Origin of the sequence: Mycobacterium sp. 5-140-3-2, from assembly GCF_035666375.1 — a bacterium.
Lineage (GTDB): Bacteria > Actinomycetota > Actinomycetes > Mycobacteriales > Mycobacteriaceae > Mycobacterium > Mycobacterium intracellulare.
On sequence record NZ_CP142025.1, the window covers coordinates 3,129,111 to 3,140,532 of the forward strand.

Consider the following 11,422-nt stretch of genomic DNA (forward strand, 5'->3'; position numbering starts at 1 on the left):
CCACGCGATCCTTACCTCCAGCGAGGCCACGCCAGCTCAAGTCGGTGCGTTGGCACCCCGACGAAAGCGGCGGTGATGGCTACGCGACCTCCCGGGGGCGCCCATAGCGGAAGCTTTCCGGCTTAGACGATGTGCATTGGCGGGGCGGCGAAGGCGAACGACTGATCATGGCTCACCACCTCACAGTGCCAATCCGGCACGAGATCGGAACTGACTGGGGCCTATCGGGAACAACAGGGGCGGCCGGTGGCGGGTCACACGGCCTCGCGCGCAGACCTGATGACGGCGTGCCTTTACACCTGGCGCGTGAAACCGAGCATTGACCGGAGGTACCGTACGGGGGTAGTGTAGATCACACCGAGAGACGTTTACCCGATGCCACTGTATCCGCTGGCTACAGATGATGGCCTGCGTATAGCTCTGCGGCCTGCGGGCGCATCAAGTCGCAGATGCGATGACAAATCACCGGTAGATGAGGGGTAACCCAGGTGATCATCAGGATACTGGTTAGCACTGCAATCGCTGTCGGCTCCCTCGGACAAGCCCCAGCGACAAGTGCTGACCCGAATCCGTTCGGCACACTCAGCTGTAGCTGTCGAGACACAGCTACTCCGGGCAGCCCCACCCTAGGGGAAGAGACAGACCGCGGAGTGCAAGACGGTATGTCTGCCTGGTTGCCAGGACATCGCACCGAGCCAGTGAAATAAGCTCAGGACATCGCGTCAAGCCAATGAAATAAGCGCCTGGTGTCCCCTGCTACCAGTCCAACCTGGAGCAGATCTGGGACTACACCCGTAACCGGTGGAGTGCCAACCAAGCCGAAACGTACGTGCGCGAGATTCAGCGAGTTATTGAGCTTGTGGCGGACAACCCCACTCATCGGGAGGCCTTGCGACGAGGTTCGTGTCGGCTACCGCCGACATGCTGCGGGTTCACACACGCTCTATTACCGCGTTGCCGCCAGCGGAGTTCTGATCGACGTAGTGCGCATCCTGCACAGGCACACGGACGTCGAGCGGCACCTAGACTGACATGCGACTGCCAAGACCTGGCAGTCGGATTTTCATTGGGAACCGCCAACTTCATAGATACGCAACAGCTTTCCGAGTCGAATCCTTGCTGGCGCTCCCTGTAAGTGACCGCCAACTAGATCGAGACCGGACATTTGGGACTCCGGACTGCAAGTCACTTTTCGCCCACATGGAGCGGTTCGACGAACTGTGACGCATGAAGTCACAAACCAGAAATGGTTCGTGACCTCTGTGTCTGGGTTAGTTCCATGTCCACGCTGACTACCTCGCTGCGCAGCCGCCGTGCTTCTTAGCGAGATCGATTGTCGATAGCAGCTGCTTAGGCTTGCCCTCGACGTAGATCTTGTCGATATCGGCGGCATACAGGTCAAAGTCGCCAACCCCTGCTCCGCGTCAGGCTAGGCCACTACCCTGATGGCGTGAGTGGTAAGGCTGACGGCGCTCATCGAAAGTCCCCAGGTGTGCTCGCCGAAATTCCTCACCTGTGAGCAGCGGTCAGTGTAGTGGTTGGCGGGTGCCGGTGGTGGTCCGGCGCAGGGTTTCCGCGGCGTCGTGGTGGTCGCGTAGCCGGTAGGACTCGCCGTCGAGGTTGATGACCACGGAGCGGTGCAGCAGGCGGTCGAGCATGGCGGCGGCCACGGTGGTGTCGCCGAGGATTTCTCCCCAAGCACCCACCCCGCGGTTGGTGGTGATGACGATGCTGGTCTTCAAATAGCGTTGGGAGACAACCTGAAACAGCGCCGAAGCGGCTTCGGCGGGCAGCGGCAGGTATCCGAGTTCATCGATTACGAGCAGGGTCGGTCCGGCGTAGAACCGCATGGTGGTGGCCCAGCGTCCCTCGATCGCGGCACGGTGACACCGTGCGGCCAGATCGGCGGCGGTGGTGAAGTAGGTCCGGTAGCCGGTATGGGCGGCAGCGCGGGCCAACCCGACGGACAGGTGCGTTTTTCCGGTCCCGGGTGGGCCGATGAGCAGAATGTTGGTCGCGGTTTCCAGGTAACGGCAGGTGCCCAGTTCGTCGATCAGCTTGCGGTCGATCCCGGCGGCAGCATCGACATCGAAATCGGCCAGGGTGGCCGGGGTGGGCAGGCAGGCGAACCGCAACCGGCCGGCCAACCGTCGGGCAGTGCTGGCCTCGACCTCCACGGCCAGCAGTCGCTCCAACGCCACGGTCAGTGACAGCCCCTCGGCGGTGGCCTGATCCAGCACCGCCGGTAGGGCTTCAGCGGCCGCGGCCAGTTTGAGCTCGGCCAGGTGCGAGCGCAGCTGCTGATAGCGGCTCGCCGCAGCCGATGGCGATTCCTCGGTCCTGGTGGGGGCCTTGTTGGTGCGTGGAGTAGGGGTCATTGGATGGTCCTGTTCTGCGCGGCCCGCTCGTAGGCGGACAGATCGATGACGGTGGAATCGGTTGACGGAGTGGACGTTTCACTTGAGGTGTTGGATGGCTGCTTGAGTGCAAGCAGTTGTGCGGCAGCGGCTTTGGCTGCCGGACCGGGTGGGATGCGTTCCTTGCGGCGGTGCGGGCGTCCGGTCGCCGCGGTGGCCATTGCCACGGCGTCCAGGGCGATGACATGGCCGCTGTCACGCACCATGACGCCGAGCCCGTCGGCGGCCAGTCGGTGTCGGGCGATCACGATCCCGCTCATGGTGGCGATGTCGCAGAACTGCCCGCCGACCGGATGTGACACCACCACATTGGCGGCGGCCAGTTCCGGCGGCACCGAGTAGCGGTTACCGCGGTAGGACACCATCGCTTGGCGCGAGGCGGTGCGGATCTCGGCCACGATCACCGGATACGCCTGCGCCGGTACCGGTTGCAGTGGTTCGGTTTTGGCCACCACGGCGACCGAGGAGCGGCCGTCGGCGGTGGAGCGCAGGCGTGTGTCGCCTCGCACCCGGGCGAAGCGATCCAGGCTCGCTTGCGCCTGCTCGACGGTGAGGTCGTCGGCCAGGGTGCGCCACCAGCGTTGCGCGGCGGTGTGGTTGACCTTCTCCACCACCCCCTTGCGGTTACCGCGCCGGGCCGGGCAGATCGCCACCGAGACGCCGTAGTGCTTGGCCACCCCGGCGAACGAGGCGGTCACCCGCCCGCTGCCCGGATCGCAGACCGTGGCCATCCGGTCAAAGCGCCACACCCGCGTGCACCCTCCCAGGCCACGGGTCACGCGGTCCAGACCGGCGACCAGGTGCGGCTGGTCCTCGCTCGGGGCCAGATAGCCGCGCCACTTGCCCGAGTGCGACAGCGAGCCGACCAGCAGGTGCGCGGCCTTGCCCCAACCCCACGATGCCGGTGGATCGGGCAAGTCCAGCCAGTCCCATTGGGTTTCATCACCCGGCGCATGTGGGATTACCGCGTTGGGGCGTTGCGTGGCGGTCCGGCACGCCTCACAGACAGGTCGCAGACCCCGGATGCGGATGTTGCGCGTCAGGCTCTGATACGACAGGACGAACCCGAGATCCTCGAGTTCGTCGTAGAGGGTGCGGGCCCACAGGTGCGGGTCCTCGGTCAGCCTCGCGGTGACGTAGTCGACGTAAGGATCGAACGGATCAGGGTCAGGCCGGGCACGCACCCCCGGCTTGCCGTCGCCGGCCAGGTACTTGCGGACCGTCTTGCGGTCGAAGCCGGTGTGTCGGGCGATCGCCGAGATCGTCCAACCACGTTTGCGTAGGGCATGTACTTCCACATCGTCCTCCCATGTGAGCATGAGAAAGCGGGCCTCCTTCGATGGAGCAACTGGCGTCAGACACCAGAAGCTTCGAAGGGGGCCCGCCCTTCTCGGCGGAGCCACACGAGTGGGGATTTTCGATGAGCGTCAGTGGGGAATTTCAGTGAGCGCGGTCAAGGCTGATCGGTCGGCCGACGACGATGGCGACGACACCGACTTCTGGTTGGCACTACCAGGCTTTCGTGATTCGCTGATCGCAGCAGAAGCCGATCACGGCGCAGGCCGCACATTCAGCGAGGAAGAGATTTATGCTTACGTCGGGTTGCCTCAGCGAGACACAGACCAGGAGGAGTTGCGCCGGCGATGCATGGCACACGGCAAATGGATGTCCGATCATCCGGAAGCCATGGCGTCCGCCGAAGAGTGGGCTGACGGGAACCTCGACGAACTGGATCACACCTGAAAGCAGCCATGCCAGCGAGGTCTCCCCCCGACTTTAGCGTCAAGGCGACCGAGCCTCAGACATCAATGCCACTACTGTCGACATAACCCGCGCTCTGATTACCCCGCCCATCCACTATCCGCCGACAGCCGTCCGGGCCCGCTGACTCTTAATCAGCGGGCCCGTCCAGCGAAAGACTGACGGGCTCCCCTTCGCGGGTTTGACCTCGCCAGCAATTTCGGAATGGCTTCTACGTAGCCTTCATCGGTCCTGACGGTGGTGCAAACCAGTTACGTTGGTGTTGGGGTGAAGCCCAAGCTGTTCTGCCGACTCCGGTTTCGTATTTGTGGCTCGGACAGTGGGAACCTCGCGCTCGATAACACAGGGCACATCATCGCCGGACGCACCGATGCGACACCACCGAAGTGACACGAGAATGAAAGTAAAGACAAAACCTGGCGAATTGCTCGAGGTATTCGCTGTTCTGTTGACCGCCGGTGTTCTTGCAACATGCTCATCGACCAATCCAACCAAGCACACCGGGTCGGGGCCATCAGCCCCATCCGGCGCGACAATGATTCCAGGAGGGCCCATGGAACCCACACCCATTGCGCCGTCACCGAAGATCCCGAAAAGCTAACAAGAGGCCGAGGACTCAGTGCTTCGGTACCTGCAGGAAAACAGTCGACGGGTTGCCACCGGGCGCCGTCCTAGACACGAGCGACACCTGAACCGCCCCGAGTTCGATGCACACCTTCTTTCGAGGGAAGGTTGTTCGCATCATGCCGAAGAAGTACGACGAGGAGTTCAAGGCCCGGGCGGTTCGGTTGGTCAGCGACCATGCCGAGGAGTACGCCACCCGTACGGCCTGCCTGACCGCGGTCGCCAAGCGTTTGGGGGTGTCGTATGAATCGTTACGACGCTGGATCAACCAGGCCGAGGTCGACACCGGGGTCCGCGACGGGGCGCCCACCGATACCGTGCGCGAGTTGCGTGAGCTCAAACGCAAGAACCGCGAACTTGAGGAAACCATCGAAATCCTCAAGGCGGCAACAAGTTTCTTCGTGCGGGAGAGCGACCCGCGACACCGTTGATCTGTGCGTTCATCGCCGAGCATCGTGCTCGGTTCGGGGTCGCTCCGATCTGCCGCGTGCTCACTGAGCACGGCTGCGTGATCGCCCCGAGAACCTTCTATGCCTGGCTGGCCCGCCCACCGTCGGCGCGGGCCCTGTGGGACACCGTCATTACCGAGGTGCTGGCCGGCTACTACGAACCCGACGAGCACGGCCGGCGCAAACCGGAGTCCTTGTACGGGGCCACGAAAATGTGGGCTCACTTGCAACGCCAGGGCATCACCGTGGCCCGCTGCACCGTGGAACGACTGATGCGCGTCAACGGCTGGCGCGGGGTCACCCGGCGCAAAAAGGTCCGCACCACCGTGGCCGACCCGGCCGCGACCCGGGCGGCGGATCTGGTCAAACGCCAGTTCCGGGTGCGCGCCCCCAACGTGCTGCTCGTCGCGGATTTCACCTACGTGCGCCTGGCCACCGGGGTGTTCGTCTACACCGCGTTCGCCATTGATGCCTACGCCGGGCGGATCGTGGGCTGGACCTGCTCGGCAAGCAAGGAAGACCGGTTCGTGCGTCAGGCGATCAGGCATGCGGCGCAACTGCGGTTCAATGAAGGCAATCCATTGATGGGCAACACTATTCACCATTCGGACGCAGGGTCGCAATATACGTCGGTGCGGTTCGGGGAAACCTTGACCCTGTCCGGGCTGGTGGCCTCAATCGGCACTGTCGGGGACGCCTTCGACAACGCTCTGGCCGAAACAACGATAGGGCTGTACAAGACCGAAGCCGTCCGGGCGGATTCGCCCTTCCGGCGCGGCCCCCTGCAGCGCCTGACCGACGTGGAACTGCTCACCGCCGACTGGGTGCACTGGTACAACACCAGCCGGCTCATGCACCGCCTGGGCCGCATCCCACCGACCGAGTACGAGACGATCTACTACGCTACGAACACAGCCCAATCAGAGGCTGCACACCCATAACCGCGTGTGCATCGAACTCGGGGCGGTTCAACCATCGGCGGCAGCAACTTCGGCTGCGATGCCAACTACACCGGCCCCGGCCCCACCGAATTTTCGTTGTTCGCCAAAGTGATCGGGCCCGCCGGCGTGAAGGGGCAGATCTCATCGCACACGCCGGAGAGCTTTGGCGAAGCTGGGGCATCACGGTGATCGAGCGCGACGGCTTCGAAAAACCCAACCAATTCGGTTACTTCCCGGACGGATACCACATACAAATCAAGGCGGCATATCCTCCCGACTATCCACCGACCATCGTCGCAACATCGCCGTGCTTCCCCGGCGACCTACGTCGAGATGGCCTACCGGTTCCCAAGGTGATCCAGCAAGGCTCGCCGGGCAGCTAGTTGTTACCGGTCGCCGCCGGAAAACGGTCGGCGACCCTATTGCGCCCGCTATTTCACGCGGGCCAAAGGTGTCAGCGATGGCCGGTCCTGCGGTGCTGTCGGTAGGTGCGGGCATACTGCTGAGCATGTCCGACGTTGAGCCATCAGCCCTAGCCGCGGTGTTGGCCGGTGAGGATTCGTCGGTTCGGCGGGCAGTGCAGTTAGTCGGCCAAATTTTGACGGGGTCGGTAACCACGCAAGTCACCCTCGCGGGGTTTCTGCATGCGATGTTGGGCCGATCGGGGTCGGATCTGGTATGTGAGTCACGGCGGCTGTCCTCGATCGGACACGTCGCGGCCGGGTTGGCGCTGGCCGCGTTGATCGACCGCTTCGATCCCCCGATCGGGCCCAGCGACGACGATGAGCCACCGACCTGGGCGCACATCGAGATTGGCGACAAACACCTTGCGCCGCCTGCGCGGCTGTCGGCGTTCTTCACCGCCGGCCAGCTCGCCCCCGCGCCCGTCGTGGTCCGGCTAAGTTCATCGACGCTGTATTCCGATACGCCACGGCTGCAGGTCTACACCACCCCTGCTGATCGCGGTCATGCCGTCGCCGTGATCGAGGCGATCATGACCGACGCCGATGGCGCCAAAAACCTCTACCGTGGCCGAGCGTTGACCGCATCCGAGAACAACGGCCTGGTTCTTGAGGTCACGGACATCCCAACCCTTAGCCGCACGAACGTGGTTGTGCCCGAGTCGGTATGGGAAGAGATCGACCTCAATATCGCCGCGTTGACCACCCACCGGCAGTTGATGACCCAGTTGGGGCTGGGAGTACGCCGCGGAATCCTGCTCGCCGGGCCGCCGGGCGTCGGCAAGACCGCGATCTCGCAAACCATCGCCGCCGAACTCGTCGGGCCGTTCACCGTGATCAATGTCGACGCCCGCGCCGGCAAATCAGTGCTGTCCGCCGTGTACAAAGAGGCCCGTGCACTAGGGCCCACCGTGATCGTGCTCGAGGACATCGACCTCATCGTCGGCAATCGCCGCCACCACGGCGAGGTTCGTCCTCTCTCGGAGTTCTTGGCTGTCATGGACACAGACCCCTCAGCGCCGATCTTGACGCTGGCTTCCACAAACGACGTCGCGGCGTTGGACGCGGCGGCGATCCGGACCGCACGATTCGACTCGATCATCGAGATCGGTTATCCCACAAGCGAGGCGGCCGCACAGATCCTGACCACCTACCTGCGGGGCATTCCCGGAGCCGAATCCATTGATGCCAGCCAAGTCGCCGCCCACTTCAACGCCGAAACCAACGGCGCCGACATCCGCGAAATCGTTCGGCGTACCGTCCTAGCCACCGGGACGGTCAGCGACACCGCGCTCCTGGCCACCATCCGGTCCGGCCGCTTCAAACCCGAACTACCCCAGGGCAACTACCTGTGACCAACAGCGCAGTCCTAGGCTCAACCAGTCACTGATCGGCGCCGCGGACTCGCAGAAGCGCACGGATCAGCGCAGCTAGGGCTGGAAGACTTGGTCGATTGGGAAACGATGGCTGAACTCCTGCGCGGTCATGTTCTTGTCAACCGACGCGACGCGCCGTAAATCGTAAATCGGATTGGCGTCGCAGATTGGCGGCCAAGGCGATCCGAATAACGTGATCGCAAGCGCTTTCGTTCGAGCAACGGATGTGATGTAGCACTACTAGTAGTACGATCGAGAGTGCCCTGGGTGTGGCTGTTCCGAAGAGTCGGCGTTCGGGTTGGAACCGACCGCGCAGGACGACCAAAGTAATCGACGCACCCGCCTGCCCTCCCAGGGCCTGACGAACGTACCGGCGCCTTTCGAGGAGAACCGGACGTTACATCGGCCCTGCGCCAAACAGACCGCTGGTTGCGTCAAAACACCTGCTTAGCGCTTGTTTCGGCGCCGCGCACGCGCAACCAATAGCTCGTTTACCGGAACTTGCAGGGCCTCGGCGATGTCGAAAAGGCGCTCATAGAGCAATCCGCGGCGGCCGTGCTCAACATCGATGAGGACATTGCGTGTAACGCCCGACCGCAATGCAAGCGCCTCTTGAGTCATCCCTTGCTGGATCCGTAACTCGCGGATGTTGTGGCCCACGACGGATCGCCAGCGTTCCCACTGGGCGACCCGCTCCGGACTGTTTTGGCTCGGGCGCGTGGGCACGCTCTCAAGTAATCGGCGTCAGCGCTCAACTGTCTGCCCTACTAGTAGTGCATTCCGCCGCCAGCCTTTGCGTCTTTTAGCCCCGACCGACATCAATCGGGTCTATCCGTACTTTTTCCATCCGACTTCAAACTCATGGCCACCCGAGGGTGAGGCGCTCAGCTCATGGCTGGAGGCACGGGCTACTCGTTGCATTACCGCATCGGGCCAACTCGGTTGCCGGCGTTGAGCGTTGATGCCCTTGACCGGCTCACGGAGTCGATCTGCTACCTCGACGAAACTGGTAGCTGGAATCGGCGTTGGGGGCATCCGAACATTTGCGCAACCAATGGGTGCCGATCCCACTGCGATTGATGCGATGACGCTTGATCAATTTCAGGAGGAGGGAGACGCCGGTCGGTCATGGCACGTATGCAGCCAAAGTGCCGCCAGGCCGGGATGTATTCGTGCGCATCACGATACTGCCCGACCGAGGTGCTGGCCGCTGGAAATCATGCTGGCGCCGAAATTGGGCATTCGCCTGCCCAGTGCATGTAAGAGCCTCACTGAGGCAGCGAGTACGTCAGTCCTGTCCCAGCGGCACAACCACCTCTTCGGCGTAGGCACTGTCAGCGGTTGCTGAACCCCGCTCACTCTTCTTGATGTTCGGTGGTCCATTCCGTTCGCCAGTCGCCAGCACCGGCTCGCGGATATGACCGTTGATGGACTCGCGCACGAGGCGGACGATGCTAATGCCCATCCGCGCCGCCGCTTCTTCCAAGATCTTCTTTTCAGCCGGTGCAAGGCGAACGACAACCGTCTCAGTCAGACGTCGGCGCTCGGAGCCGCTACGTCGCCCCCGTTTGGAACCACTCATAACGCGCCTTCCTGAAGCGATCCGTACAAGCACGGGAGCAACCCTTTCCGGAGCCGAATGTACTACTAGTAGGGCGCGCTTCGATTGGCGGCCTTCTCCGGCAGCGTTTCCAGAACCGGAAACGACGCATCGCCCACGGTCGGCAAGGCGCTCGGACCCCGCTGCGCCGGCCGACGACTCCCCCAGTGGGTCAGCATGCCGGGCGATATTCAAGCCTTCGTTCGGTCCGGGGCTGGAGCCGCTAGGTGTTCCGCTGCCCGCTCCGCACTCTGCGCCGCTCCGCGAGCCAATCACGACCACAGTCCCGCCAGCCGTCGCCATCTCGCGCCAACATGCCGCCATCATTGTTCGGGACCACCGCCAGGGTGGCGCGTTAGCTCGGAAAAGCCGCCACTGCGCGCCGCTCCCCTGCCACTCGTACATCGTGACACCCGACCTCGCGTTTCACCGGCCAAGAAACCGGGCGGGTGCGAGTTGAGGCTTCCACGTGTCGCGGACCGCGTGTTGGCACACGCGGTACCCGCGTTCGGGCCCGAGGCCCTCGGTAGTCTGCCGCTGATGGAGCAAGCGTTAGCGCGAGCCTTAGTTGCGATGGACCCTGTGCCGCTGTCAGTGGTGCACGGAATCGTCAGCGACGACTGGCTCGCTGCGGACCAGCCTCATTTCGACGTGTGCTTCCCGCAATTGACGTTCTCGGTGTAGACCTCGTCGACGGCCGAAACGAAGGGCGAGAAGGCCGTTCGTCTCCGCGTGCCCTGTGTCGTGTCCGTGCCAGAGCCGCTCCGCCGCCTCGAGCGTGGTGGGATAACCCGACGCGCGGTTTTTCGAGGTCGCACGACGGAGGACCATCGGTTCGCGGAAGCGCCGCGCGCCGGTAAGAACCATCACCGCGCCTTCGCGCAGCCATCCGCGCCCCAATTATTTCGGTTCACATTCAACCGCTCCTGGCGGTCAACCGGCTAAACGCTCTTTGCCCTGCAAATGACCCGTGCGCTCGGGCGCACTTACTTGGAATTTAGCGCTGCTAATTTTCACTATGCGCCGAACATCACACCTCTTGCACTAAGGTCTCGTATTGATAACATTTCGTCCAGACGTTTTCGAGGAGCAGCGTGGTAAGGGGCGTTGACGCAGTGGTCTTGGAGGCAAGAACGGTTTCGGAACGGGTGTGCCCGCGCTGCGGTACGTCTTTCGAAGTACCCGATAAGGGGCCAGGTCGACGGCCTTTGTGGTGCTCCGCGCGTTGCCGGCGGCGAGCATCCGCGGAGCGCATCGCAGCCCTTGATTCCGGCGCGGCGGTGCGTGTCGTCGAGGTGCCTCGCGCGCACCGCCCCGACCCTGATGCGCGCCTACCGCTGCCCTCCATGGAGACCTTGGCGCGCCTGTTTCTTAGCTCGGACTACCAATGCAAAACCCTCCTGCAATCCCTTGTGCACCGGCACGCGTCGGGCGACATCGGCGACGAGTTGCGGTCCGCGATGGAGCAGTTCGCGGCCTCGGTAGATCTCCACCGGGTCCTGTCGGAGGATCCGTCGTACCGGCAGGCCCGCGACGAGATCGAGACGCTCCGCAAGCGTCTCCGCCTTGACGTCGACGCTGCCGATCAGCGCGACCAGGAACTGGCCCGCCTGCGCCGTGAGTCTGAGGAGTTGCGGCGATTGCGAATCCGCGTGGCGGAATTGGAGTCTGTCGTGGCGAGCGCCGCTTACCCACTGCACCAAGCTGGCCAGCACGACGTCATGCTCAGCCGCCAGCAGCGCCGCGCAGTAGAACGCGCGGCCCGCAAAGGTCGCTACTAAGCCGGCGGCCAC

The 11,422-nt window shown here is 63.5% G+C and carries 9 protein-coding genes and 1 pseudogene; 6 read left to right on the top strand and 4 right to left on the bottom strand.

The features are described from left to right. The first annotated feature begins 769 nt into the window (after nt 1–769). A pseudogene (locus tag P6281_RS14520) lies at nt 770–1,031 on the top strand (type II toxin-antitoxin system RelE/ParE family toxin). A 495-nt stretch (nt 1,032–1,526) separates the two neighbouring features. Here P6281_RS14520 and istB read toward each other — a convergent pair. Both istB and P6281_RS14530 read right to left on the bottom strand, forming a co-directional pair. Further along, nucleotides 1,527–2,378 carry an IS21-like element helper ATPase IstB gene (istB, locus tag P6281_RS14525; RefSeq protein WP_008257435.1) on the bottom strand — a complete coding sequence of 284 codons (852 nt, stop codon included), beginning with the start codon at nt 2,376–2,378 and terminating at the stop codon, nt 1,527–1,529. Further along, on the bottom strand, nt 2,375–3,736 hold the full coding sequence (locus P6281_RS14530) for a Mu transposase domain-containing protein (protein ID WP_008257509.1): 1,362 nt from the start codon (nt 3,734–3,736) through the stop codon (nt 2,375–2,377). Before P6281_RS14530 ends, istB begins: the two co-directional genes overlap by 4 nt. A gap of 88 nt (nt 3,737–3,824) precedes the next feature. On the opposite strand from P6281_RS14530, the gene P6281_RS14535 reads away from it, so the two are divergent. The 4 genes from P6281_RS14535 (at nt 3,825) to P6281_RS14550 (ending at nt 8,008) form a co-directional block, all read left to right on the top strand. Continuing rightward, nucleotides 3,825–4,160 (top strand): hypothetical protein, encoded by a 336-nt coding sequence (locus P6281_RS14535; protein ID WP_226057880.1) that lies wholly within the window; start codon nt 3,825–3,827, stop codon nt 4,158–4,160. Between the two features lie 761 nt (nt 4,161–4,921). After that, a protein-coding gene (locus tag P6281_RS14540; RefSeq protein WP_085978347.1) for an IS3 family transposase occupies nt 4,922–6,192 on the top strand; the annotation gives its coding sequence in 2 pieces (ribosomal slippage) (nt 4,922–5,195 and nt 5,195–6,192; 1,272 coding nt in all). A 185-nt stretch (nt 6,193–6,377) separates the two neighbouring features. Then, nucleotides 6,378–6,575: a hypothetical protein gene (locus P6281_RS14545; protein ID WP_008257522.1), complete on the top strand. Its 198-nt coding sequence runs from the start codon at nt 6,378–6,380 to the stop codon at nt 6,573–6,575. A 266-nt stretch (nt 6,576–6,841) separates the two neighbouring features. Next, a complete protein-coding gene (locus tag P6281_RS14550) occupies nt 6,842–8,008 on the top strand; it encodes an AAA family ATPase (RefSeq protein ID WP_008257524.1) in 1,167 nt (388 codons plus the stop codon). A 468-nt stretch (nt 8,009–8,476) separates the two neighbouring features. On the opposite strand, the gene P6281_RS14555 is transcribed toward P6281_RS14550, so the two are convergent. Both P6281_RS14555 and P6281_RS14560 read right to left on the bottom strand, forming a co-directional pair. Beyond that, nucleotides 8,477–8,755 (bottom strand): helix-turn-helix domain-containing protein, encoded by a 279-nt coding sequence (locus P6281_RS14555; RefSeq protein ID WP_036428947.1) that lies wholly within the window; start codon nt 8,753–8,755, stop codon nt 8,477–8,479. 562 nt (nt 8,756–9,317) lie between these two features. After that, nucleotides 9,318–9,611, bottom strand: a complete 294-nt coding sequence (locus P6281_RS14560) for a hypothetical protein (protein ID WP_129560197.1) — start codon at nt 9,609–9,611, stop codon at nt 9,318–9,320. 1,364 nt (nt 9,612–10,975) lie between these two features. Here P6281_RS14560 and P6281_RS14565 point away from each other — a divergent pair. Next, complete coding sequence (locus P6281_RS14565; RefSeq protein ID WP_008257533.1) at nt 10,976–11,410, top strand: hypothetical protein; 435 nt, start codon at nt 10,976–10,978, stop codon at nt 11,408–11,410. The last annotated feature ends 12 nt before the right edge of the window (nt 11,411–11,422 follow it).